Raw genomic sequence first — 24,197 nt, forward strand, 5'->3', positions numbered from 1 at the left:
CATGCTCGCGCCTGAAATCCAGCGGCGCGACCGGGTGCGCGGCCCTGGCCCGCCGCCTCCGATCCTCCCACGACCGGGGCCCCGGCCCCGCCGCCGGTCCATCAGACGGACGGCGCGAGCGGGGCCGGGCGGGCGTCAGCGGGCGGCCAGGGCCTCTTCCCCGGCCTTGCGCATGGCGGCGAGCGGGGCGGGCGAGCGGCCCGTCATCTGCTCGACCTGGAGGACCGCTTGGTGCACGAGGAGGTCGAGACCTCCGACGACTGCGCCACCCTGGTCGGTCCAGGCGGAGGCGAGCCGGGTCGGCCACGGCTCGTACAGCACGTCGAAGAGCGTGCCGGGGCGCTCCGGTACGGCCCCGGCCAGCGCGTCCGCCGCCCCTGCGGGGGTGGTCGCGATGACGAGGGGCGCGGTCAGCGCCCGGTCGGCCTCCGCCCAGTCGGCGATGCGGACGTCGACGTCGAGCCGTTCGCCCCATCCGCGCATCTCGTCGGCGCGGGCCGCGCTGCGGACGTACGCGGTGACGGGTCCGGCGCAGATGCCGGACAGCGCCGCCAGCGCGGAGGACGCGGTGGCGCCCGCGCCGAGGATCGCGGCGGACTCGACCTTGTCGACGCCGCGTTCGCGCAGGGCCGCGATCATGCCGGGGATGTCGGTGTTGTCGCCGGTGCGTCGGCCGTCCTCGCCGAGGACCACGGTGTTCACGGCCTCGACGGAGGCGGCGGTGTCGGTGATCCCGTCGAGCAGCGGGATGACGGCCCGCTTCAGCGGCATGGTCAGCGAGAGCCCGGCCCAGCTCCCGTCCAGCCCCTCGATGAACCCGGGCAGCGCCTGCTCATCGACCTCGAACCGGCCGTACGACCAGTCGTCGAGGCCGAGTTCGGCGTAGGCGGCCCGGTGCAGGACCGGGGAGAGCGAGTGGGCGATGGGCGAGCCGAGGACGGCGGCGCGGTGCTGGGTGCTCACTGACCCGACTGCTCCTTCTTGTACTTCTCGCGGTTCCGCTCGTGCTCCTCGTTGGTCACGGCGAAGAGCGTCTTGTCCTCGGTGACCGAGACGAAGTAGTACCAGGGGCCGGGGGTGGGCTTCATGGCGGACTGCAGGGCCGTGTCCCCGGGGTTGTTGATGGGACCGGGCGGCAGGCCGTGAATGTAGTACGTGTTGTACGGGTGCTTGAAGTTCCGGAGGTCCGAGACCGCTCCGATGTCGAGCGTGCTCTGCTTCTTCGCGTAGTTCACGGTGGAGTCGAAGTCGAGCAGACCGTTGGTCTCGACGTTGCCGGGCTTCAGGCGGTTGTAGACGACACGCGCCACCTTGCCGAAGTCGTGTTTGTACTTGCCTTCGGCCTGGACGAGGCTGGCGACGGTGATCAGCTGCCAGGGGTCCTTGAGCTTCAGCTTCTCGGCGTTCTCCGCCAGGTCTGCCTTCTCGTACTCCTCGTTGGCGCGGGAGACCATCGACTTGAGGACGGTCTCCGGCTTCATCCCCTTCGTGACCGGGTACGCCGCCGGGTAGAGGAAGCCCTCCAAGGGGTCGAGGACACCCTTGTGGCCCTTGGCCCAGTCCGGGAGGCCGAGGCTGCCCGCCTCCTTCTCGGCCACCTTGGCGGTCGTTCCCTTGGCGACGCCCAGCTTGGTGTCGATGGAGGCGTACACCAGCCGGTTCGGCGTGCCCTCCGGGATGATCAGAAGATTCTGGCTCTTCGGGTCCACCATCATCTTCACGGCCTCGGACGCCGACATCTGCGAATGCAGGAGGTAGACCCCCGCCTGGATGCCCTTGCCCTTCGGGTTCTCGTTCTGGGCCGAGACGAAGGCGTCGACGCTCTTCACGACGCCGGCCTTCTTCAGGATGTTGCCGATGTCGTACCCGAACGCGCCCTTCGGGATCTCCACCTCGACCGAGCCCGAGCCACTGCCCGAGTAGTCCGGGGCGGGGCCGAAGCGGTCCTGGTAGAACGAGTAGCCGAAGTAGCCCGCGCCGCCGACGCCGGCGACCAGGACCAGGGAGACGACCAGGCACGCGCAGCCGCTGCGGCCCTTCTTCTTCTTGCCCTTGCCCCGGCGCTCGCCGCCCCCGCTGCTGTCGCGGTCGTCGTCATCGTCGTCGTAGTCGTCGTCCCGGGGCTTCTTGCCGCTGTCCTTCTCGTCCACGCCCGTGAAGAAGGGGTGGGTCTCCTCCGGCGGCTCCTCCGGGTCCCAGTCCGGGGCCGCCTCGGGCGCCTCGGCGGGAGCGGCCTCGCGGCGGCCGGGGGGCTGCGGCGGCGGGTAGGCGTCAGGGGTGCCGTAGTAGTCGTTCGTCTCGCCGTAGCCGTACGTGGCCACGGGCTCGCCCTCGTACGGCGGCACCGCCTGCCGGCCGGTGTCCCAGCCGGTGTCGTAGCCGGGCTGCGGCTGCTGCCCGTACGGATCCTGCGGGTGCTGGTTCCCGTACGCCTGCTGCTGGTACTGCTGCTGGGCGTACGGGTCCTGCTGCTGATGGTGCTGCGGCTGCTGCTGCGCGTACGGGTCCTGCTGCTGGTACTGCCCGCCGTACGGGTCCTGCGGCTGCTGCTGGTACGGGTCGTACTGGCCCTGCGGATACTGCTGCTGGGCGCCGTACGGGGTCGTGCCGTCGTACTGGTTCTGGCCGTCGTACTGGGCCTGGCCGTGGGCAGGCTGCTGGCCGCCCCACCCCTGGTCCCCGTACAAGGGATCCTCGGGATGCCACGGTTCGGAGCCGGGGCCCCGGCCATACTCAGTCATCGATCCCCTTGAGCCGCGAGACGATGTTCCGTCTCTTTGCTGTGCGGTGTTTGTTCGAACACCGCCGCATCGCGCGGAACGTTACCGTATTGCGATCAGACCACTACTTCGACGGCCTCGCCCGGCGGATTACCCGAAGCGCGCTCCGACTCCAGAGCGTTCTGCAGGATCACCACAGCGGCAGCCTGGTCGATGACGGATCGGCCCTTTTTGGACTTCACGCCCGAGGCACGCAGCCCCTGGCTCGCCGTCACTGTGGTCATCCTCTCGTCCAGCAGACGCACCGGAATGGGTGCGACCGCTCGGGCGAGCACATCGGCGAACGCCCGGACCTTCACGGCGGCAGGGCCCTCGCCGCCCCCCAGGGAGCGCGGCAGTCCGACGACGACCTCGATCGGTTCGTACTCCGCGACGATCTGTCCCAGCCGCCGGTGGGCGGCCGGGACATCACGTCCCGGCACGGTCTCCACCGGCGTCGCGAGGATCCCGTCGGGGTCGCACGAGGCGACCCCGATCCGGGCGTCCCCGACGTCGATCGCCAGCCGGCGACCGCGGCGCATCTGCGTCATGCCCGGCGTCACGCCGTCTCGGTGACGAGGCGTTCGACGGCGGCGACGGCGTCGCCGATCGCCTCCGGGTTCTGGCCGCCGCCCTGCGCGACGTCCGGCTTGCCGCCGCCCCCGCCGCCGAGGGTCTTGGCGGCGGTACGGACGAGGTCGCCGGCCTTGAGGCCGCGCTCGCGGGCCGCCTCGTTGGTCGCGATGACGGTCAGCGGGCGCCCGTTGGCCGTCGTGAACAGCGCGACGACCGCCGGGCGGCCGCCCTGGATGCGGCCCCGCACGTCGAGGACGAGCTTGCGCAGGTCGTCGGCGGAGGTGCCGTCCGGCACCTGGCCGGTGACCAGGGCGACGCCCCGGACGTCCTTCGCGGAGTCCACGAGACCGGCGGCGGCCGCGAGGACCTTCTCCGCGCGGAACTTCTCGATCTCCTTCTCGGCGTCCTTCAGCTTGCCGAGCATGCCCGCGATCTTCTCCGGCAGCTCCTCGGAGCGGCCCTTGACCAGCTCCTGGAGCTGGGCGACGACCGTGTGCTCCTTGGCCAGGAAGTTGTACGCGTCGACGCCGACCAGGGCCTCGATGCGGCGCACGCCGGAACCGATGGAGGACTCGCCGAGCAGCTTGACCAGGCCGAGCTGGGCGGTGTTGTGGACGTGCGTACCGCCGCAGAGCTCCTTGGAGAAGTCCCCGATGGTGACGACCCGGACCCGCTCGCCGTACTTCTCGCCGAACTCCGCGATGGCGCCCTGCTTCTTCGCCTCACCGATCGACATGACCTCGGCCTGCACGTCGAGCTCGCGGGCCAGGACCTCGTTGATCTTCTGCTCGACGTCGGTGAGGACCGTGCCCGGAACGGCGGCCGGCGAGCCGAAGTCGAAGCGGAAGCGGCCCGGGGAGTTCTCCGAACCGGCCTGGGCGGCCGTGGGGCCGAGCGCGTCGCGCAGCGCCTGGTGCGTGAGGTGCGTGGCGCTGTGCGCGCGGGCGATGGCGCGGCGGCGGGTGGAGTCGATGGCCGCGTACGCGGACGCGCCGACCGTGACCTCGCCGACCTGGACGGAGCCCTTGTGCACGGAGACGCCCGGGACCGGCTGCTGGACGTCGCGGACCACGATGACGGCGCCGCTGTCGAGCCGGATGCGGCCCTGGTCGGCGAGCTGGCCGCCGCCCTCGGCGTAGAACGGGGTGCGGTCGAGGACGACCTCGATCTCGTCGCCCTCGGTGGCGGCGGGCGAGGGGACACCGTCCACGAGGAGGCCGACGATCGTCGACTCGCCCTCGGTCATGGTGTAGCCGGTGAACTCGGTGACGCCGGAGTTGTCGGCGACCTCGCGGTAGGCGGAGAGGTCGGCGTGGCCGGTCTTCTTGGCCTTGGCGTCGGCCTTGGCCTTGGCCCGCTGCTCCTGCATGAGGCGGCGGAACCCGTCCTCGTCCACGGAGAGCCCCTGCTCGGCGGCCATCTCCAGGGTGAGGTCGATCGGGAAGCCCCAGGTGTCGTGGAGCAGGAACGCCTTGTCGCCGGCGAGGACCGTGCCGCCGGCGGCCTTGGTCTCGGTGACGGCGGTCTCCAGGATGTTGGTGCCGCCCTTGAGGGCCTTGAGGAACGCGGCCTCCTCCGCGAGCGCGACGGTCTCGATGCGCTTGCGGTCGGTGATCAGCTCCGGGTACTGCTGCCCCATCGTGTTGACCACGACGTCGACCAGCTCGCGGACGACGGAGCCGGTGGCGCCCATCAGGCGCATGTTGCGGATGGCGCGGCGCATGATGCGGCGCAGCACATAGCCGCGGCCCTCGTTGCCGGGGGTGACGCCGTCGCCGATGAGCATCACGGAGGTGCGGATGTGGTCGGCGACCACGCGCAGCGAGACGTCGGTGGACTCGGCGGCGCCGTAGCGCACCCCGGTCAGCTCGGTGGCGCGGTCCATGACGACGCGCAGGGTGTCGGTCTCGTACATGTTCTGCACGCCCTGCAGGATCATCGCGAGGCGTTCGAGGCCGAGACCGGTGTCGATGTTCTTGGAGGGCAGGTCGCCGAGGATCGGGAAGTCGTCCTTGCCCTCGCCCGCGCCGCGCTCGTACTGCATGAAGACCAGGTTCCAGATCTCCACGTAGCGCTCGTCGTTGACGGCCGGCCCGCCCTCGACGCCGAACTCGGGGCCGCGGTCGTAGTTGATCTCGGAGCACGGGCCGCACGGGCCGGGGACGCCCATGGACCAGAAGTTGTCCTTCTTGCCCAGGCGCTGGATGCGCTCGGCCGGGACACCGATCTTGTCGCGCCAGATGGCCTCGGCCTCGTCGTCGTCCAGGTAGACCGTGATCCACAGGCGCTCGGGGTCGAGACCGAAGCCGCCGTCCGCCACGGAGCTGGTCAGCAGCTCCCAGGCGTACTCGATGGCGCCTTCCTTGAAGTAGTCGCCGAACGAGAAGTTGCCGCACATCTGGAAGAAGGTGCCGTGCCGGGTGGTCTTGCCGACCTCCTCGATGTCCGGCGTGCGCACGCACTTCTGCACGCTGGTGACGCGCGGCGCGGGCGGCTTGACCTCACCGAGGAAGTAGGGCTTGAACGGCACCATGCCGGCGGGGACCAGCAGCAGAGTCGGGTCGTCCGCGATGAGCGACGCCGAAGGGACAACGGTGTGACCGCGCTCCTCGTAGAAGCTCAGCCAGCGGCGACGAATTTCTGCCGACTCCATCAGTGGTCCTCATTCCGGTTGTACGAGTGGTAGGGGAGCTTGCGGTAGGTGGCGGGGGCCGGGTGCGGGTCCGCGTCGGCCGCCTCGACGGCCGGCCGGCGCGCCGGGGGCAGCTCGCGGGCGTCCGCCGCTTCGAGGCCCAGCGCCTCGCCGAGTTCGGCTTCGCGCCTGACCATGCCCTCGCGGACGTCCAGCGCGAAGTCCTTGAGCTTGTGACCGGCCATGATCGCCTTGTCGGCGGCCTGCGCCGCGAGGCTTTCGGGGGTCAGCTGCTTGATCTTCCGGTTGACCTTGGTGGTGGCCCACACTCCGGCGGCTGCGCCGGCGGTGAACCAGAACGTACGGCGGAACATCGCTGCGTCAGTCCTTAGATCCGCGGGAATTTCGGCCGCCGCGCTTCCTGCCGCGCGCGGACGGGACGGTCCGGCCGACGATCACCGAGCGCCGGGATCGCGCCTCCGGTTCGGGGGCGGACCGGCGGCCGATGGCCTGCCGGACCCCGTAGCCGAACGCGGCGACCTTGACCAGGGGCCCGCCGAACGTGGAGGCGACCGTGGTGGAGAGCGCGGAGGCGTTGGAGGTGACCTCCTGCACGTCCGTCGCGATGGCGTCGACCTTGTCGAGCTGGGTCTGCGCGGAGCGTACGGTCGCGGAGGCGTCCGCGAGCAGGGGGACGGCCTGTTCGGTCACGTCCGCCACGAGTTTGGTGGTCGCCCTGAGCGTCTGGGCGAGCCTCACCAGCACGACGGCGAGGAACGAAACCAGGATCGCCCAGAAGACGGCCACGATGATCCCGGCCACCTCACCACCGGACACAGTGCACCGCGCTCTCTGGCTTGTCGTCAGTCTCTGTCTTGTTCTCCTGCTCTGCGGCGAGGGCCGTTCAGGGCGGCCGGTCACCTTCCCCCGAGCCTATCGCGCCGGGGCTCACGCCCCGCACCGCGTGGACCGGGTGTGGGGCGGGGATGAGCGGGACGAGATTGTACGGAGCGCTTTCAAGCCAGTACTCTGCGTGTCTCATGCGACGCCCTCAGCGCCCTTCTCCGCCCGCCGGCGACTCCGGTACCCCGGCCGCCGCCGACGACACCGCCGCACCTCCGCACCCGGGCAATCTGCCCGCGGAGCTGAACGACTTCGTGGGGCGGGAGAGCGAGTTGGACGCGCTCGCCCGCTCTCTGGAGGAATCGCGGCTCGTCACCGTGACCGGGGTGGGCGGCGTCGGCAAGACCCGTCTGGTCACCAGAGCGGCAGCGCTGCTGGAGAAACGGTACTGCGACGGGGTGTGGCTGGTGGAGCTGTCCGCCGTCCATGACGCCGGGCTGCTGGAACACGCCGTGGCCGAGGCGCTGGGACTCACCGACCACACCGCCCGGCCGCCCCGCGCCGCGATCGTGGAGCACTGCGCGGACCGCGGCCTCCTGCTGGTGATCGACGGCTTCGAACACCTGGTGGACGACTGCGCCGCGCTGGTACGGGAGCTGTTGCGCCGCGCCCCGCGGCTGCGGGTCCTCGCGGCGGGCCGGCTGCCGCTGGAGCTGGCGGGCGAGGCGGTCCACCCGCTCGCGACCATGACCGACGAGGACGCGCTCCGGCTGTTCGCCGAGCGGGCCGCCGGGGTGCGGCCCGGCTTCCGGCTGACCGGGCACGGCCTCGCCCACGCCCAGGAGCTGTGCCGCCGGCTCGACGGCATCCCGCTGGCCCTGGAGCTGGCGGCGGGGCGGCTGCGGGCCCTGTCGACCGAGCAGGTGCTGCAACGGCTGGACGACCGCTTCCGGCTGCTGACCGGGGGGACCAGGGGCGCCCTGGAGCGGCACCAGACGCTGCGGACGGCCATCGGCTGGAGCCATGAGCTGTGCGCGCCGCCGCAGCGGCTGCTGTGGGCCCGGCTCTCGGTCTTCGCCGGGCAGTTCGACCTGGAGGCCGTCGAGTACATCTGCAGCGGGCCGGACCTGCCCGCCGATTCGGTGCTCGACGTGCTGTCCGGGCTGCTGGCCCAGTCCGTGGTGCTGCGCGAGGACTCCCCCGCCGGCACCCGCTACCGGATGCTGGACACCGTGCGCGAGTACGGCGCCGAATGGCTGGCCGCCACGGGGGACACCGAGCGGCTGCGCCGACGGCACCGCGACTGGTTCCTGGGCCTGGCGACCTGGTGCGAGCTGGACTGGTTCAGTCCCCGGCAGGCGGAGGTGGCCGCCCGGGCCGAGAGCGACCTGCCGAATCTGCGCCGGGCCATGGAGTGCTCGCTGGAGAGCCCGCAGGAGGCGCACCTGGCGCAGTACCTGGCGGGCACGCTGTGGTTCCTGTGGGTGGGCTGCGGGCGCCTCTCGGAGGGCCGGCACTGGCTGGAGCACGTACTGGAGGAGGACACCCCGTACGACTCCTCGCGGCTGAAGGCCCTGTGGGTGCTGGGATACGTGGCCGTCCTCCAGGGGGACCCGGTGGGGGCGATCTCCGCGCTGACGGAGTGCCGGGAGGAGGCCGAGGCGGCGGGCGACGCCACCGCGGCCGCGTACGCCGTGCACCGCACCGGGTGCCTGGCGCTGGTCACGGACGACATGGAGCGCGCCCGGGGCCTCCTGGACGACGCGCTCGGCCGCTACCGGGAGCTGGGCGAGCTGAACAGCAACGTCCTGATGGCCCAGGTCGAACTGGCCATGGCCACCGGCTTCCTGGGGGATGCGGAGCGGGCCGTCGCGATCTGCGAGGAGGTCCGGGACATCTGCGAGGACCACGGCGAGCGGTGGGCCCTGAGCTACGCGCTGTACGTCCTGGCCTACGCGTCCCTGGAACGGGGCGCCCCGGAGCGGGCCCGGCGGCTGCTCCTCGAATCGCTGGCCATCAGCCACGGCTTCCACGACCTGCTCGGCACGGTCCTGGTCCTCGAACTGCTGGCCCTGGTCACGGTCACCGAGGGGGACGCGGCCGAGGCGGCGCTGCTCCAGGGGGCCGCCGACCGGATCTGGCCCTCGGTCGGCCTGCCGCTGTTCGGCTCGGCGTACTACGGGGCACCGAGGGCCCGCTGCGAGGAGCTGGCGCTGCGGGAGCTGGGCGGGGCGCGGTACGCGGCGGCGCTCGGCGCGGGCGGGGAGCTGGCGCCGGACGCGGCGGTCGCCCGGGCGCTCCGGACGCGGGAGAACGCGAAAGCCCGCCGCCTCCCCGGGGACCGGGAAGGGGCGGGCCTGAGCGCCGGTGAAGAGCGGCTACGCCTGGATCAGCGGGCGTAGTACTCGACGACGAGCTGCTCGTCGCAGATCACGGGGATTTCCTTGCGGTTCGGGTCCCGGTCAAGGCGGAAGGCCAGGGCCTTCAGGTTCACCTGCAGGTAGCGCGGGGTCTCGCCGTCGGTGTCGTAACCACCCTCGCGGGCCACCTGGAAGGGGACCTTGGAGCGGCTGCGCTCGCGGACCTGGACCACGTCGTCGGGGCGGACGCGGAACGACGGCTTGTCGACCTTGCCACCGTTGACCTCGATGTGGCCGTGGACGACCATCTGGCGGGCCTGGTAGATGGTCCGGGCGATGCCCGAACGCAGGACCAGCGCGTCGAGACGGCGCTCGAGCTCGACGACCAGCGCCTCGCCCGTCTTGCCCTCGGCCTTCTTGGCGCGGTCGTAGGCGCGCGCCATCTGGCGCTCGCTGATGTCGTACTGCGCACGCAGACGCTGCTTCTCCAGCAGACGGACCTTGTAGTCCGAGTTCTGCTTGCGGCCGCGGCCGTGCTCGCCCGGCGGGTAGGGGCGGGCCTCGAAGTACTTGACCGCCTTCGGCGTCAGCGCGATGCCGAGCGCGCGGCTCTTCTTGACCTTGGGACGCGACTGATTAGGCACGTTCTCCAGACCTCCGTTGTAGGTTAGGTTAGGCTCACCTTACTCAAGGAGATCGCATGTCTCGCCCTGGGAACACCACACACGTCACGGACAGCACAGACAGCATCGACGCGCCTGATGGCGTCGAGATGACGGAGGACCGATCAGATCGTGGTCAGCCGCGTCCCAGCGGGCTTGAAAACACTCGGATGCCGTCAGCAGCCGAGCGCACACGAACTCTCGTACAGAGTACCTGCTCCGCGGTACTGCTCGTTCCCGGGCTCGAAGCGGCGGGCTCGGACCAGCTCATGCCGCTGTCCCGGGGCGTGGGGCCGGACGGCGACCTGTTCCTGGAATTCCCCGCGGATTCCCCGGCCGTACGGGCCGCGACGCACGCCCTCGACGACGAGCTGCCGGCCGTGCTGGAGATCACGGACGTCGCGCCGGTCTCCGTACCCCACCGTATCCGGGGCCGGGCCCGGGTCAGCGGCTGGCTGACCGCCGTCCCCGGGATGGCGGGCCCCGGCCGGACGATGCTGCGCCTGGAGACGGACGAGGCGCACATCGACGACCTGTGGGGCGTGGAGGAGGTCGACGCCGAGAGCTTCCGCGACGCCGCCGCCGACCCGCTCGCCCTCCACGAGGCCGAGCTGCTCCAGCACCTCTACTCGTCGCACTCGGAGGAGCTGGCGTCGCTGTGCGAGCTGATCGGCGAGCGCGCCGTGTGCTCCTGCCCCGAGCACCGGCCGGCCGTGGTGCCGCTGGTGCTGGACCGGTTCGGGCTGCGGGTGCGCTTCTGCGAGCAGGAGGGCGGCTGCTTCGACGCCCGCTTCGAGTTCCCCGAGCCGGTGCGGGACGTGGTGGAACTCAGCCACGCCATGCACACGCTCTTCGCGGCCGCCGCCCGCTGAGGAGCGTGCGCGGGGCTCAGGCCGTACCGCCCGCCCCGTCCTCGTCGTCCGTCCGGCCGAGCCGCTCCCTGACCCGGTCCACCACGTCCGCGTACCGCGCCTCGGCGCCGTAGCGGGTGGGGCGGTAGTACTGCTTGTCGCTCACCGCGTCCGGTGCGTACTGCTGGGCGGCGATACCGCCGGGGACATCGTGCGGGTAGACGTAGCCCTGGGCGTGGCCCAGCTTGGCCGCGCCCTTGTAGTGGCCGTCGCGCAGATGGGCCGGGACCGGACCGGCCAGCCCCTTGCGGATGTCCTCGCGGGCGGCGGAGATCGCCAGCGTCGCCGCGTTGGACTTGGGGGCGAGGGCCAGGGCGATGGTGGCGTGGCTGAGGGTGAGCGCCGCCTCGGGGAAGCCGATCAGGGCCACCGCCTGGGCGGCCGCGACCGCGGTGGGCAGCGCCGTCGGGTCGGCGAGGCCGATGTCCTCGCTGGCCGAGATCATCAGCCGCCGGGCGATGAACCTCGGGTCCTCCCCCGCCTCGATCATGCGGGCCAGGTAGTGCAGGGCCGCGTCCACGTCGGAGCCCCGGATCGACTTGATCAGGGCGCTGGCCACGTCGTAGTGCTGGTCACCGTCCCGGTCGTACTTCACGGCCGCCCGGTCGACGGTCTCCTCCAGGGTGAGGAGCGTGATCTCCTCCTCCCGCTTGGACAGCGCGGCACCGGCCGCGGCCTCCAGGGCGGTCAGCGCGCGGCGGGCGTCGCCCCCGGCGATGCGCAGCAGGTGCTCCTCGGCCTCCTCCGGGAGGCTCACCGCTCCGCCGAGGCCGCGTTCGTCGGTGAGGGCGCGGTGCAGCAGGCCGCGCAGGTCGTCATCGGTCAGGGGCTCCAGCGTCAGCAGCAGCGAGCGCGAGAGGAGCGGGGAGATGACGGAGAAGTACGGATTTTCCGTGGTCGCGGCGATCAGGGTGACCCAGCGGTTCTCGACGGCGGGGAGCAGGGAGTCCTGCTGGGCCTTGGAGAAGCGGTGGATCTCGTCCAGGAAGAGAACGGTCTCCTTGCCGTAGCCCCCGGTGGCGCGGCGGGCGCCCTCGATCACGGCGCGGACTTCCTTGACGCCCGCAGTGATCGCGGAGAGCTCGACGAATCGTTTGTTCGTCGCCTTGCTGACCACGTACGCGAGGGTGGTCTTACCGGTCCCGGGCGGGCCCCAGAGGATGACCGACGAGGGGCCGGCCGGTCCGCCGCCGCTCTCGCCGACCAGGCGGCGCAGGGGCGAGCCCGGCTTGAGCAGATGCTGCTGGCCGACGACCTCGTCCAGCGTACGGGGACGCATCCGGACGGCCAGCGGGCTGCTGGACGGGTCCTTCTCCTGGCGGTCTTCGGCAGCGGCGGTAAAGAGGTCGGGCTCCACGTCTCGAAGCCTATGCCACCCCACTGACAACAGGGCCGGGCCGAGGGTGCGGCCCGGCGGCGCGGGGGCGGGTCAGCTGGTCCAGAAGTCCCACCAGCGGGTCAGGATGAGCATGCCGATGATGCCGATCCAGAGCACCGGGGGCACCCAGTGGAACTCGGTGAGGCCGTTGCGCAGCCAGGAGGGCGCGGGGATGATGCCGTGCCGGATGTTGTGCGTGGTGACGTAGCAGAACATCAGGATGGTGGCGACCCAGGCCAGGCAGCACCACAGGCAGAGCGAGTTGATGTTGTACAGCGACTGGTACTGGAGCCAGGTGCAGAAGCCGACGCCGAAGAGCGTGCCCGCGTTCATGCCGAGCCAGTACCAGGGGCGGAAGCGGGCTCCGGCCAGCAGTGCCAGGCCGATGCCGATGATCACCGGGTAGGTGACCATGCCGAGCCAGGGGTTGGGGAAGCCGAAGGCGGACGCCTGCTCGCTCTTCATGATGTTGCCGCAGGCGACCACGGGGTTGAGGCTGCACCCGGGGACGAAGGAGGGGTCCTCCATCATCTTGAGCTTGTCGAGCGTGATGACCCATGCGGCGAGCGTTCCGGCGGCGCCCGTGATCATGAGCAGGATGGCCAGCGCGCGGCTGCCGCCGATGGTCCGCTGCCCGCCCCTCTCGTCCTGGTCGGAGGAGGGATGGTCAACCGCTGCAGTCGTCATATCGCCGTTTCCGTCACTGAGTAGCCTGCTGGGGCAGGGTCATTGTGCCGCACAGCTCGGCCGCTCTTCCGTTCGATGCACATAAAGACGTACGCATCGCGGCGGGCCTGTCCGGAAGCGGATCCCGGGCCCCGCAGCCGCGACGAGGCGGATCGCGCCCCGCGCACCGCTCTCCCGGACGTCACATCCCGCAAGGACGGAATCACCGTGCGGGATGAATCCGCGCTCACCGCGTTGACGCGAGGGGGCGGGCGCACCGCCCGCCCCCGGCACATCTCACGCCAGGCGCGCCCGGACCGTCTCGACCACGTCGGAGACGGGCACCGGCGTCTGCTCGCCGGACTCCATGTCCTTGAGCTGGACGTGGCCCTCGGCCAGGTCGCGCTCGCCGGCCACGATCGTGAAGCGGGCGCCCGAACGGTTGGCGCTCTTCATCGCGCCCTTCAGCCCCCGGCCGCCGAACGCGAAGTCGGCGGCGACGCCCTCCCGGCGCAGCCGCGTGACGACGCCGAACAGGACCCGGCGCGCCTCCTCGCCGAGCGGGACCGCGAAGACGCTGGTGGTGGAGGGCAGGTCCAGCTCGATGCCCTCGGCCTCCAGGGCGAGGACCGTGCGGTCCACGCCGAGCGCCCAGCCGACCGACGGGAGCGCGGGACCGCCGATCATCTCGGAGAGCCCGTCGTAGCGGCCGCCGCCGCCGACCGCCGACTGCGAGCCGAGACCGTCGTGGACGAACTCGAAGGTGGTGCGCGTGTAGTAGTCGAGGCCGCGGACCAGCTTCTCGTCGTCCTCGTAGATCACGCCCGCCTCGTTGAGCAGGTCGCGGACCTGCTCGTGGTACGCCTTGCACGCGTCGCAGAGGAAGTCGCGCAGCGCCGGGGCGCCGGTGAGCTGCTTCTGGACCTCGGGGCGCTTGTCGTCGAGGACGCGCAGCGGGTTGATCTCGATGCGCCGCCGGGTCTCCTCGTCCAGGTCCAGCTCGCGCAGGAAGCCCTGGAGCGCGTCCCGGTAGACGGGGCGGCACTCCTTGTCGCCCAGCGAGTTCAGCAGGATCCGGAACTCGCGCAGGCCCAGCGCGCGGTACGCCTGGTCGGCGAGGATGATCAGCTCGGCGTCGAGCGCCGGGTCCTCGGCGCCGATGGCCTCGGCCCCGACCTGCGAGAAGTGGCGGTAGCGGCCCTTCTGCGGGCGTTCGTAGCGGTAGTACGAGCCGGAGTACCAGAGCTTGACCGGCAGGTTGCCCAGCTTGTGGAGGTTGGCCTCCAGCGCCGCGCGGAGCACCGAGGCGGTGCCCTCGGGGCGCAGGGCGAGCTGGGAGCCGCCCTTGGTGGTGAGGGTGTACATCTCCTTCGTCACGATGTCGGTGGACTCACCGACGCCGCGCGAGAAGAGGGCCACGTCCTCGAAGCCCGGGGTCTCGATGTAGCCGTAGCCGGAGTTCTTCAGGGGGGCGGCGATGGCCTCGCGCACCGCCAGGTACTTCGCGGAGTCCGGCGGGGTCAGGTCGTACGTGCCCTTGGGGGCCTTGAAGGTGCTCACGATGTCGCTCTCGTCACATTCCTCGTCGGGGCGCGTCCGCACCGGTCATCCCGGTCAGAAACGGGTTGGCGGCGCGCTCGCGGCCGATGGTCGTCTGGGGGCCGTGGCCGGACAGCACCACGGTCGAGTCGTCGAGCGGCAGGCACACACGGGCCAGCGACTCGAGGAGCTCGGCGTGGTCGCCGCCGGGCAGGTCGGTGCGTCCGACGGAGCCGGCGAAGAGCAGGTCGCCCGAGAAGAGGACCGGGGGGACCTCCGGGGTCTCGGGCATCCTGAACGTCACCGACCCCTTGGTATGGCCGGGCGCGTGCGAGACGCCGAACTCCATGCCGGCGAGGCGCAGGCGGGCGCCGTCGGTCAGCTCCTGGACGTCGTCCGGCTCCCCCACCGTCAGCTCGCCCATGAGCGGCATCCCGATGGAGCGGCCGAGCGCCTTCTCGGGGTCGCTCATCATGTAGCGGTCCTCGGGGTGGATCCAGGCGGGGACGTCGTGCGCGCCGCACACCGGGACGACCGAGGCGACATGGTCGATGTGGCCGTGCGTGAGGACGACGGCGACGGGCTTGAGCCGATGCTTCTTCAGCGTTTCCTCGACTCCGGCGGCGGCCTGGTGGCCCGGGTCGATGATCACGCACTCCTCACCCGCGGCGGGGGCGACCAGGTAACAGTTGGTCCCCCAGGCACCGGCGGGGAACCCGGCAATCAGCACGATCGTCCTCAATCGGTAGTCCAACGCGGAAGAGCGACCGCGAGGTCACAGCAGTTCAGAGCCTACCGGCGCTCCTCATTCCACAGCTAACCCATATACGGTACGGGGCGACCCAGGCCCGAACACACGACGTACAAGGAGAACACCCGGTGGTCACCAGCGATCAGCGGCGGCGGCAGCTCGCCCGGGAGAAGTACGAGCGGCAGCAGCGGCGCCGGGAGGAGGCCCGGCAGCGTACGAGGCGGCTGACGCTCGCCATCACCTCGGCGGTCGCCGTGGTGGCGGTCATCGGCGGCGCTACGTACCTCGCCACCAGCGGGAACGACGACAAGGACAAGACGGACGCGGCGGCGAGCCAGAGCCCGTCGGCCGAGGCGTCGCCGTCGCCCACGGAGGAGGCGAAGCCGGAGCCGGCGATGAAGATCGACAAGAAGGCCGAGTACACGATGTCGCTCAAGACGAGCCAGGGCGACATCGCGTTCACCATGGACGCGTCGAAGACCCCGCACACGACGAACTCCTTCAAGTCGCTGGCCGACAAGAAGTTCTTCGACGGCACCAAGTGCCACCGGCTGACCACGGAGAACATCTACGTCCTCCAGTGCGGCGACCCCAAGGGCGACGGCAGCGGCGGTCCGGGCTACACCATCCCGGACGAGAACCTGACCGCGCTGGGCAAGGCGGGCGCGGAGGGCTCGGTGACGTACCCGGCGGGCACGGTGGCGATGGCCAATACCGGCCAGCCGCACACCGGCGGCAGCCAGTTCTTCCTGGTCTACAAGGACAGCAAGCTGCCGCCCACGTACACGCCGTTCGGCACGATGGACGCGAAGTCGCTGAAGGCCGTCCAGGCCGTCGGCAAGGCCGGGGTGGACGGCGGCGGGCCCGACGGTGCGCCGAAGAAGGCCGTGAACATCTCGAAGCTGACCGTCGACAAGGTGTGATTCCGGGGGCGGGCCCGCCGGGCGGCGAATAAATCCGGCCGTGCGGAGTGCGGACAGCCGGGCGGCCCGTCGCCTAGATTGGCGTCGTGCAGGGCGGGCGGTGCCCGCCCCAGGAAACTGTGGACGATGCCAGGGGGGTGACCCCCTCACGGGCATCAGGTGGAGGAGGCGCTGTGAGCAGCGACCCGTGGGGCCGTGTCGATGAGACCGGCACCGTGTACGTGCGTACAGCCGACGGCGAGCAGGTCGTCGGATCGTGGCAGGCCGGTTCGCCGGCGGAGGCCCTGGCCTACTTCGAGCGCAAGTACGAGGGCATTGTGGTCGAGATTGGCCTCCTCGAACGGCGGGTGAAGACCACCGATCTGTCCGCGAAGGACGCGACGGCCGCCATCGAGCACCTGCGCACCCAGGTCGACGAGCACCACGCCGTCGGCGACCTGGACGCGCTGCGCAAGCGGCTGGACGCGCTCGTCGCGACGGTCGATTCGCGGCGCGAGGAGCGTAAGGCGCAGAAGGCGAAGCAGGCCGACGAGGCGAAGCACGCCAAGGAGGCCCTGGTCGCCGAGGCCGAGGAGCTGGCGCAGAGCGAGCAGTGGCGCTCCGCGGGCGAGCGGCTGCGCGCCCTCGTGGACACGTGGAAGGGCCTGCCCAGGCTCGACCGCAAGTCCGACGACGAGCTGTGGCACCGCTTCTCGCATGCCCGCTCGGCGTTCTCCAAGCGCCGCAAGGCCCACTTCGCCTCGCTGGACGCCCAGCGCGAGGAGGCCCGCAAGGTCAAGGAGAAGCTGGTCGTCGAGGCCGAGGCGCTCTCCGGGTCCACGGACTGGGGGGCGACGGCCGCCCGCTACCGCGACCTGATGACCCAGTGGAAGGCGGCGGGCCGCGCCCAGCGCGAGGCCGAGGACGAGCTGTGGAACCGTTTCCGCGGTGCCCAGGACGTCTTCTTCGCCGCCCGTGGCGAGGTCTTCGCGGAGCGCGACGCGGAGCAGGGTGAGAACCTCAAGCTGAAGGAGGAGCTCGCCGACGAGGCCGAGAAGCTGGTGCCGGTGACGGACCTGAAGGCGGCCAGGGCCGCGTTCCGGGGCATCAACGAGCGCTGGGAGGCCATCGGCCACGTACCGCGTGACGCCCGTCCGAAGGTCGAGGGGCGGATGCAGGCGGTGGAGCGGGCGCTCCAGGAGGCCGAGGAGACCGAGTGGCGCCGGACGAACCCGGAGGCGCGGGCGCGCGCCGCGGGTCTGACCGGTCAGCTCCAGGCGGCCGTGGACAAGCTGCGCGGCCAGATCGACGCGGCCCGCGCCTCGGGCAACAACGCCCGTGCGGACAAGCTGGCCCGTGAGCTGGAGGGCCGGCAGGCCCTGCTCGACCAGGCGCTCAAGGGCCTGGAGGAGTTCGGCGGCTGATCCGGCTTCCGTACCGCAGAAGAGGGGCCCTTCCGCACCACGCGGAAGGGCCCCTCTTCTGTCGCGTGCTACGGGCGTCGGGCCGAGGTCACCCGGTAGACGTCGTAGACGCCCTCCACGCCCCGTACCGCCTTCAGGACGTGGCCGAGGTGCTTCGGGTCGCCCATCTCGAAGGTGAAGCGCGAGGTGGCGACCCGGTCCCGGGACGTCTGGACGGCCGCGGACAGGATGTTGACGTGCTGGTCCGAGAGGACCCGGGTGACGTCCGACAGGAGCCGGGAGCGGTCCAGGGCCTCGACCTGGATGGCGACCAGGAAGACCGAGGACTGGGTGGGCGCCCACTCGACGTCCAGGATGCGTTCGGGCTGCTGGGAGAGCGAGTCGACGTTCACGCAGTCCGCGCGGTGCACGGAGACGCCGCTGCCCCGGGTGACGAAGCCGATGATGGGGTCGCCGGGCACGGGCGTACAGCAGCGGGCGAGCTTGACCCACACGTCGTCGACGCCCTTGACCACGACCCCCGGGTCGGCGTTGGAGCGGCGCTTGGTGCGGCTGCGGGAGGGCGGGGTGCTCTCCTCCAGGTCCTCGTTGGCCGCGTCCTCGCCGCCGAGGGCCTGGACCAGCTTCTGCACGACGCCGGCGGCGGCGACATGGCCCTCGCCGATCGCGGCGTAGAGGGACGAGATGTCGGGGTAGCGCATCTCGTGCGCCAGGGTGACCAGCGAGTCGCCGGTCAGGATGCGCTGGATCGGCAGGTTCTGCTTGCGCATGGCCCGCGCGATGGCGTCCTTGCCCTGTTCGATCGCCTCGTCGCGACGCTCCTTGGAGAACCAGGCGCGGATCTTGTTGCGGGCCCGGGGCGACTTGACGAAGCCCAGCCAGTCGCGGGAGGGCCCGGCGCCGGCCGCCTTGGAGGTGAAGACCTCGACCAGGTCGCCGTTGTCGAGCGTGGACTCCAGCGGCACGAGCCGTCCGTTGACCCGTGCTCCTATCGTGCGGTGGCCGACCTCCGTGTGGACGGCGTACGCGAAGTCGACGGGGGTGGCCCCGGCCGGCAGCGCTATGACGTCGCCCTTGGGCGTGAAGACGAAGACCTCGTTGCGCGAGAGGTCGAAGCGCAGGGACTCCAGGAACTCGCTGGGGTCCTCGGTCTCCTTCTGCCAGTCCAGGAGCTGGCGCAGCCACGCCATGTCGTTGACGGTGTCCTGGCCGCGCCCGGTGTTCTTGGGGACGTCGGTGCGGACCTTGGAGGCGCCCGCGACGGCCTCCTGCTTGTACTTCCAGTGCGCGGCGATGCCGTACTCGGCGCGGCGGTGCATGTCGAACGTACGGATCTGGAGCTCGACGGGCTTGCCACTGGGACCGATCACCGTGGTGTGCAGCGACTGGTACATGTTGAACTTGGGCATCGCGATGTAGTCCTTGAACCGGCCGGGGACCGGATTCCATCGCGCGTGCACGGTGCCGAGCGCCGCGTAGCAGTCGCGGACGGTGTCCACGAGGACGCGGATGCCCACCAGGTCGTAGATCTCGGCGAAGTCGCGGCCCCGCACGATCATCTTCTGGTAGACGCTGTAGTAGTGCTTGGGCCGTCCTGTGACCGTGGCCTTGATGCGGGCGGCGCGCAGGTCGGCCTGGACCTCGTCGGTGACGATGGCGAGGTATTCGTCGCGCTTGGGCGCGCGCTCGGCGACCAGCCGCACGATCTCGTCGTACATCTTGGGGTAGAGGATCGCGAAGGCGAGGTCCTCCAGCTCCCACTTGATGGTGTTCATGCCCAGGCGGTGGGCGAGCGGGGCGTAGATCTCCAGCGTCTCGCGGGCCTTCTTCTCCTGCTTCTCCCGCTTGAGATACCGCATGGTGCGCATGTTGTGCAGGCGGTCGGCGAGCTTGATGACCAGGACGCGCGGGTCCTTGGCCATCGCGACGACCATCTTGCGCACGGTCTCGGCCTGGGCGGCCTCGCCGAACTTGACCTTGTCCAGCTTGGTGACGCCGTCGACCAGCAGGGCGACCTGGTCGCCGAAGTCGCGGCGCAGGGTGTCCAGGCCGTACTCGGTGTCCTCGACCGTGTCGTGCAGCAGTCCGGCCATCAGGGTGGCCGGATCCATGCCCAGCTCGGCGAGGATCGTCGTCACGGCGAGCGGGTGCGTGATGTACGGGTCGCCGCTCTTGCGCTTCTGGCCGCGGTGCCAGCGCTCGGCGACCTGGTAGGCCCGCTCGATCTGGCGCAGCGTGGAGGTCTCGGTCTTCGCGTCGTTGCCGCGGACGATCCGCAGCAGCGGTTCGAGGACCGGGTTGTACGGGCTGGAGCGCTGGACGCCGAGACGGGCGAGGCGGGCCCGGACGCGGTTGGAGGAGCCGCCGGAGCGGGAGGCCGGGCCGGTGGGTGAGGTGGACCCGGCGGCGGGCTTCGCGGGGGGCTTGGGCGCGGTCGGGGCGGGCGCGGCCGGCTGGGCGGGCGAAGCGGGCGCGGGGCCGTTGGCCTCGGCGGACGCCGGGCCCGTGCCGGGCTGGGGCGCCGGAGGCTTCGGCTTCTCCGCGGACTGCTGCTTCGCGGGCGTGGCTGAGGCCGCCTCCGGCTTGTCGGGCTGCGGGGCGGCGACTGGCTGGGCCTCGTCTGGCAAGAGCGCTCCTCGTGCGGATCCGGACACACCCGGAAGGGCCATCGTAACGACCCGGCGGCCGGTCCTCCCCCGGGGACCGTGAGAGCCCTGAAAACGCCGAGGGGCACCCGGTTGTTCCCGGGTACCCCTCGACGGTGGTGCGGGCGGTCCTCAGACCGTGATCAGGGCCTCCAGCGGGGCCCCGCCCAGGCTGTCGGCCAGGCGGGCCCGGCCGGCCAGGAAGCCCAGCTCCATGAGGACGGCGACCCCGGCGACCTGGGCACCGGCCCGGCGGATGAGCTCCAGGGAGGCGTCCGCGGTGCCGCCGGTGGCGAGCACGTCGTCGATGACCATGATCCGGTCGTCGGCGGACAGGTCCTCCGCGTGGATCTCGATCTCGGCGGTGCCGTACTCCAGCTCGTACGCCTGGCTGAGCGTGGCACCCGGCAGCTTCCCGGCCTTGCGGACCGGTACGAAGCCGAGGCCGGCACGGACCGCGACGGGCGCGGCCAGGATGAAGCCGCGGGCCTCCAGACCGACGATCTTCGTGGCGCCGTGCCGCAGGCACAGCTCCGCGAGGGCGTCGGTGAGGGCCGTGAAGGCGACCGGGTCCGCGAGCAGCGGGGTGATGTCCTTGAACATCACGCCCGGCTTCGGGTAGTCCGCCACGTCACGGATGCGGCTGAGCAGGAGCTCCCTGGTGCTGTCGGTGGTGCTGGTCATCAGCGCTTCCCCGGGGTCCGGCCGTGGCCCCTCGGCTGCTGGCGCTGTCCGACGACGGCACCGGCCGGCGCGGCGTCCTCGTAGTCGCCCTCGCCCCGGTCGTCCTCCTCGGTCTCGCCCTTGGCGGCGGCGGCCGCGCGCTTGGCGAGGACCCGCTTCTTCAGCGCCTTCATCTGCGGCTCGCGTTCCTTGAGGTCGGCGACCAGCGGGGTGGCGATGAAGATCGAGGAGTACGCACCGGCCGCGAGGCCGACGAAGAGGGCGAGCGAGATGTCGTTCAGCATGCCCGCGCCGAGGACGCCGCCACCGATGAACAGCAGACCGGCGACCGGCAGCAGCGCGACGACGGTGGTGTTGATCGAGCGGACCAGCGTGCTGTTGATGGAGCGGTTGGCGACGTCGCTGTAGGTCCACCGGGTCTGCTTGGTGATCCCCTTCGTGCCCTCCTTGAGGCTGTCGAAGACGACGACCGTGTCGTAGAGGGAGTAACCGAGGATGGTCAGCAGACCGATCACGGTGCCCGGGGTGACCTCGAAGCCGACCAGGGCATAGACACCGACCGTGATGGTGATGTCGTGGACCAGAGCGACGAGGGCCGCCAGCGCCATCCGCCACTCGAAGGCGATGGCCAGGTAGATCACGACGAGGACCATGAAGACGCCGAGGCCGGTCCACGCCTTGTTGGCGATCTGCTCGCCCCAGCTGGGACCGACGAGGTCGGCCGCGATCTTCTCGCGCGGGACGTCGAGGTCCTTGGCGAGCTTGTCCTGGATCTCGTCGGACTTCTGGGTGTCGACCTCGGTGATCTGGATGCGCAGACCGCCGTTGCCGAGCTTCTGGACGATGGCCTGGTGACCGGAGGCCTCCGACGCCAGGTCCTCCGCCTCGGAGACGGACACGCTCGTCTTCGGGGTGGTGAAGACGGCACCGCCCTTGAACTCGATGCCCATGTTCAGGCCGCTGACCACCAGGCCGAGGATGGCCGTGATGGTGATCAGGACGGAGACGCCGTACCAGATCTTGCGCTTGCCGATGAAGTCGTAGCCGACCTCGCCTCGGTAGAGACGGGCGCCGAGATTCCCGAGTCGCGACATCTCACGCCTCCTTCGGTTCGGTGGGGGCGTTGACACGACGGGAGCGGCGCAGCGGCGGCTTGGCACCGAGGCGCTTCGGGTCCAGACCGGACCACGGGTGGCCGCTGGCGAAGAACTTCTTGCGCGCCATGATCGTCATGAGCGGCTTGGTGAAGAAGAACACCACGACGACGTCGAGCAGGGTGGTGAGACCCAGCGTGAACGCGAAGCCCTGGACCTTGCCGACGGTCACCACGAAGAGGACGGCGGCGGCGAGGAACGACACGAAGTCGGAGACCAGGATGGTGCGCCGGGCGCGCGGCCAGCCGCGTTCCACGGCGGGGCGCAGCGTACGACCCTCGCGGATCTCGTCCCGTACGCGTTCGAAGTACACGATGAAGGAGTCGGCGGTGATACCGATGGCCACGATGGCACCGCAGACGGCCGGCAGGTTCAGCGCGAAGCCGATGGCCGGGCCGAGCAGCGACATGATCGTGTAGCTGAGGATGCCGGAGACCAGGAGGCTGAGCAGGGCGATGAACGCCAGGCCGCGGTAGTAGGCCACCAGATAGATGACCACGAGGGCGAGGCCGATGGCGCCGGCGATGAGCCCGGCCTTCAGCTGCTCGCCGCCGAGCGCGGCGGTGACGGTGGTGACGCTCTGCTCCTTGAAGGAGAGGGGGAGCGCACCGTAGGACAGCTGGTTGGCCAGGGCCTCGGCGGAGTCCTGGTTGAAGCTGCCGGAGATCTCGGCGCTGCCGCTCAGCTGCTCGCTGACGCGGGGGGCGGAGACGACCTCGCCGTCCAGCGCGATGGCGAACTGGTTCTGCGGCTCCTGCTGCGTGGAGAGCTTCTTGGTGATCGTCTGGAACTGCTTGGAGCCCTTGCCGGTGAACTCCATCTGGACGATCCACATGCCGCGCTGCTGGTCGAAGGCGGCCTTGGCCGTCTTGACCTCGGTGCCGGACACCTCGGCCGGGCCGAGCACGTACTTGGCGTCGCCTTCCTGGCTGCACGCCACGACCGTGTCGCCGGCCTTGCCGCCCTGGGCGGCCTTGGAGCGGGACGCCTTGCTGGAGCAGTCGAGCGACTCGAACTGCTTCTGGAGCTTGGCGGCGGCGGCCTGGTCCTCGGCGGACGCGGACTCACTGGCCTTCGGCGTGGCGCTGGCCTTCGGCGACGGCGAGGAGTCGGCCTTCAGGGCGCCGGTGACCGCGCGGCCCTGGGTGGTGGCGGACGGGGACGGGCTGGTGGCCTTGTCGCCGTCCGTCGCCTTCTCCGAGGCGGAGGCCTTCGGCGAGGGTGAGCCGCTGGCCTTGCCGGAGGGCGAGGCGCTGGGCTCCGGGGTGGGCGCGCCCTGGGCGACGGTCAGCACCGGCCGGAAGTACAGCTTGGCGGTGGTGCCGACCTGCTCCCTGGCCTCGGCGGAGTTCGTGCCCTTGGGGATGTTGACGATGATGTTGCGATCGCCCTGGGTCTGGACCTCGGCCTCGCTGACCCCGAGACCGTTGACACGGCGGTTCATGATGTCGACCGCGGTGTCCATGTTGGTCTTGTTGATCGCCTTTTCCTGGCCGGGCTCGGCCTTGGCCTCCAGCGTGATGGAGGTGCCGCCCGCCAGGTCGATGCCGAGTCGCGGCGTCGGCTGGTGGGCCAGGAACATCCCGCCGGTGAGGGCGACCATGGCGATCAGGATCAGCGCCAGGGCGCGCCCTGGCTTCCCCTGACCGCCGGCCGCGCCTCGGCCCTTCTTCGGTGCTGCCACCTTGTCGTTTCTCCCTGTCCAACCGCCCCGCGCCGGGTATGCGCCCAAGCGGCCACGAAGTTTAGTGGGGACCCGCCCCTGCGAAGGCACGCACGGACCGGGGTGCCGGACGCCTGTGGGCTCACGGCATCCCCGCGTCGCTGTGTGTTACTTCGCGTCGGCCTCGCCGTCGGCCTTGCCCTCGGACTTCTTGCCGTCCGCGGCCTCGGCGTCGGCGTCGTCGTCCGAGTCGGTCTTCTTGACCAGGTCGGTCTTCGCGTCGTCGGCCTCGGTCAGCGAGGAGGCGTCGTCCGGCACGACCGGGCCGTCGACGTCGAGCTCCGGGTCGTCGCCGTGGACGATGCGGTTGTACTCCGCGTCGTCCAGGACGGCGCCGATCGCGTTCTTCGCGTACACGGCGTGGACGCCGGGCGCGACCTCGAGGAGGACCGTGTCGTCGTGAAGCTCCTTGACGGTGGCGTACATGCCCCCGATCGTGCGGACGCCGGTGCCGGGCTGCATTTCATTGCGCATGGTCGCAGCCGCCGCCTGCTTCTTCTTGGCGGACCGCGTCATCAGGAACATGGCCCCGATGAGCACGATGAAGGGGAGGAGAGTCACGGGATTCACGGGACGAATTTCCTTCGC

Annotated in this window: 20 protein-coding genes; 4 read left to right on the forward strand and 16 right to left on the reverse strand. The window is 70.9% G+C overall.

Annotated features, from left to right (window positions below):
• Positions 1-135: 135 nt before the first annotated feature.
• The 6 genes from ACFZAT_RS13185 to ACFZAT_RS13210 form a co-directional block, all read right to left on the reverse strand.
• Positions 136-963, reverse strand: a complete 828-nt coding sequence (locus tag ACFZAT_RS13185) for a shikimate dehydrogenase (protein ID WP_391263737.1) — start codon at positions 961-963, stop codon at positions 136-138.
• A complete protein-coding gene (mltG, locus tag ACFZAT_RS13190) occupies positions 960-2,741 on the reverse strand; it encodes an endolytic transglycosylase MltG (RefSeq protein ID WP_391263739.1) in 1,782 nt (593 codons plus the stop codon). The genes ACFZAT_RS13185 and mltG overlap by 4 nt, the downstream gene beginning before the upstream one ends.
• A 95-nt stretch (positions 2,742-2,836) precedes the next feature.
• Positions 2,837-3,310 carry a Holliday junction resolvase RuvX gene (ruvX, locus tag ACFZAT_RS13195; protein ID WP_391263741.1) on the reverse strand — a complete coding sequence of 158 codons (474 nt, stop codon included), beginning with the start codon at positions 3,308-3,310 and terminating at the stop codon, positions 2,837-2,839.
• Positions 3,311-3,318: 8 nt separating this feature from the next.
• The gene (alaS, locus tag ACFZAT_RS13200) at positions 3,319-5,988 is read right to left on the reverse strand and encodes an alanine--tRNA ligase (RefSeq protein ID WP_391263743.1); all 2,670 of its coding nucleotides are present in this window, start codon (positions 5,986-5,988) and stop codon (positions 3,319-3,321) included.
• On the reverse strand, positions 5,988-6,341 hold the full coding sequence (locus ACFZAT_RS13205) for a DUF6167 family protein (protein ID WP_391263745.1): 354 nt from the start codon (positions 6,339-6,341) through the stop codon (positions 5,988-5,990). Before ACFZAT_RS13205 ends, alaS begins: the two co-directional genes overlap by 1 nt.
• Positions 6,342-6,348: 7 nt before the next feature.
• On the reverse strand, positions 6,349-6,789 hold the full coding sequence (locus ACFZAT_RS13210; RefSeq protein WP_018103889.1) for a DUF948 domain-containing protein: 441 nt from the start codon (positions 6,787-6,789) through the stop codon (positions 6,349-6,351).
• A 218-nt stretch (positions 6,790-7,007) separates the two neighbouring features.
• Here ACFZAT_RS13210 and ACFZAT_RS13215 point away from each other — a divergent pair, with 218 nt between their 5' ends.
• Positions 7,008-9,212: an AAA family ATPase gene (locus ACFZAT_RS13215; RefSeq protein ID WP_391263747.1), complete on the forward strand. Its 2,205-nt coding sequence runs from the start codon at positions 7,008-7,010 to the stop codon at positions 9,210-9,212.
• Here the strand turns inward: ACFZAT_RS13215 and rpsD are convergent.
• Positions 9,200-9,814, reverse strand: coding sequence for a 30S ribosomal protein S4 (rpsD, locus tag ACFZAT_RS13220; protein ID WP_018524225.1), 615 nt, complete (start codon positions 9,812-9,814; stop codon positions 9,200-9,202). The genes ACFZAT_RS13215 and rpsD overlap by 13 nt on opposite strands.
• A 188-nt stretch (positions 9,815-10,002) precedes the next feature.
• On the opposite strand from rpsD, the gene ACFZAT_RS13225 reads away from it, so the two are divergent.
• On the forward strand, positions 10,003-10,704 hold the full coding sequence (locus ACFZAT_RS13225) for a DUF2470 domain-containing protein (protein WP_391263750.1): 702 nt from the start codon (positions 10,003-10,005) through the stop codon (positions 10,702-10,704).
• Between the two features lie 16 nt (positions 10,705-10,720).
• Here ACFZAT_RS13225 and ACFZAT_RS13230 read toward each other — a convergent pair whose 3' ends face one another.
• From ACFZAT_RS13230 to ACFZAT_RS13245, 4 genes are all read right to left on the reverse strand, one after another.
• A complete protein-coding gene (locus ACFZAT_RS13230; protein ID WP_391263752.1) occupies positions 10,721-12,100 on the reverse strand; it encodes an AAA family ATPase in 1,380 nt (459 codons plus the stop codon).
• Positions 12,101-12,172: 72 nt separating this feature from the next.
• The gene (locus ACFZAT_RS13235) at positions 12,173-12,808 is read right to left on the reverse strand and encodes a vitamin K epoxide reductase family protein (protein WP_391263754.1); all 636 of its coding nucleotides are present in this window, start codon (positions 12,806-12,808) and stop codon (positions 12,173-12,175) included.
• A gap of 276 nt (positions 12,809-13,084) precedes the next feature.
• Positions 13,085-14,347 (reverse strand): histidine--tRNA ligase, encoded by a 1,263-nt coding sequence (gene hisS, locus ACFZAT_RS13240; RefSeq protein ID WP_391263756.1) that lies wholly within the window; start codon positions 14,345-14,347, stop codon positions 13,085-13,087.
• A 13-nt stretch (positions 14,348-14,360) separates the two neighbouring features.
• Positions 14,361-15,056, reverse strand: a complete 696-nt coding sequence (locus ACFZAT_RS13245; RefSeq protein ID WP_391263758.1) for an MBL fold metallo-hydrolase — start codon at positions 15,054-15,056, stop codon at positions 14,361-14,363.
• 149 nt (positions 15,057-15,205) lie between these two features.
• Between ACFZAT_RS13245 and ACFZAT_RS13250 the strand changes: the two genes are divergently transcribed.
• Positions 15,206-16,000, forward strand: a complete 795-nt coding sequence (locus ACFZAT_RS13250; protein WP_391263760.1) for a peptidylprolyl isomerase — start codon at positions 15,206-15,208, stop codon at positions 15,998-16,000.
• 173 nt (positions 16,001-16,173) lie between these two features.
• On the forward strand, positions 16,174-17,403 hold the full coding sequence (locus ACFZAT_RS13255; RefSeq protein WP_391263762.1) for a DUF349 domain-containing protein: 1,230 nt from the start codon (positions 16,174-16,176) through the stop codon (positions 17,401-17,403).
• Positions 17,404-17,471: 68 nt separating this feature from the next.
• Here the strand turns inward: ACFZAT_RS13255 and ACFZAT_RS13260 are convergent, their stop codons facing one another.
• The 5 genes from ACFZAT_RS13260 to yajC form a co-directional block, all read right to left on the reverse strand.
• Positions 17,472-20,030: a RelA/SpoT family protein gene (locus ACFZAT_RS13260; protein WP_391263764.1), complete on the reverse strand. Its 2,559-nt coding sequence runs from the start codon at positions 20,028-20,030 to the stop codon at positions 17,472-17,474.
• Between the two features lie 150 nt (positions 20,031-20,180).
• A complete protein-coding gene (locus tag ACFZAT_RS13265; protein ID WP_391263766.1) occupies positions 20,181-20,732 on the reverse strand; it encodes an adenine phosphoribosyltransferase in 552 nt (183 codons plus the stop codon).
• Positions 20,732-21,826 carry a protein translocase subunit SecF gene (gene secF, locus ACFZAT_RS13270; RefSeq protein WP_391263768.1) on the reverse strand — a complete coding sequence of 365 codons (1,095 nt, stop codon included), beginning with the start codon at positions 21,824-21,826 and terminating at the stop codon, positions 20,732-20,734. Before secF ends, ACFZAT_RS13265 begins: the two co-directional genes overlap by 1 nt.
• A gap of 1 nt (position 21,827) precedes the next feature.
• Positions 21,828-23,570: a protein translocase subunit SecD gene (gene secD, locus ACFZAT_RS13275; protein ID WP_391263770.1), complete on the reverse strand. Its 1,743-nt coding sequence runs from the start codon at positions 23,568-23,570 to the stop codon at positions 21,828-21,830.
• Positions 23,571-23,717: 147 nt separating this feature from the next.
• Complete coding sequence (gene yajC, locus ACFZAT_RS13280; protein ID WP_391263773.1) at positions 23,718-24,179, reverse strand: preprotein translocase subunit YajC; 462 nt, start codon at positions 24,177-24,179, stop codon at positions 23,718-23,720.
• Positions 24,180-24,197 lie beyond the last annotated feature (18 nt).

Origin of the sequence: Streptomyces sp. NPDC008163 (assembly GCF_042956885.1) — a bacterium.
GTDB lineage: Bacteria > Actinomycetota > Actinomycetes > Streptomycetales > Streptomycetaceae > Streptomyces > Streptomyces drozdowiczii_A.

What these genes read in the sequence shown, in the direction of transcription:
- ruvX (WP_391263741.1), bottom strand. Translation starts at nt 3,310, where the DNA reads ATGACGCAGATGCGCCGCGGTCGCCGGCTGGCGATCGACGTCGGGGAC.
- ACFZAT_RS13225 (WP_391263750.1), top strand. Translation starts at nt 10,003, where the DNA reads ATGCCGTCAGCAGCCGAGCGCACACGAACTCTCGTACAGAGTACCTGC.
- secF (WP_391263768.1), bottom strand. Translation starts at nt 21,826, where the DNA reads ATGTCGCGACTCGGGAATCTCGGCGCCCGTCTCTACCGAGGCGAGGTC.
- ACFZAT_RS13205 (WP_391263745.1), bottom strand. Translation starts at nt 6,341, where the DNA reads ATGTTCCGCCGTACGTTCTGGTTCACCGCCGGCGCAGCCGCCGGAGTG.
- ACFZAT_RS13215 (WP_391263747.1), top strand. Translation starts at nt 7,008, where the DNA reads ATGCGACGCCCTCAGCGCCCTTCTCCGCCCGCCGGCGACTCCGGTACC.
- alaS (WP_391263743.1), bottom strand. Translation starts at nt 5,988, where the DNA reads ATGGAGTCGGCAGAAATTCGTCGCCGCTGGCTGAGCTTCTACGAGGAG.
- ACFZAT_RS13265 (WP_391263766.1), bottom strand. Translation starts at nt 20,732, where the DNA reads ATGACCAGCACCACCGACAGCACCAGGGAGCTCCTGCTCAGCCGCATC.
- mltG (WP_391263739.1), bottom strand. Translation starts at nt 2,741, where the DNA reads ATGACTGAGTATGGCCGGGGCCCCGGCTCCGAACCGTGGCATCCCGAG.
- ACFZAT_RS13235 (WP_391263754.1), bottom strand. Translation starts at nt 12,808, where the DNA reads ATGACGACTGCAGCGGTTGACCATCCCTCCTCCGACCAGGACGAGAGG.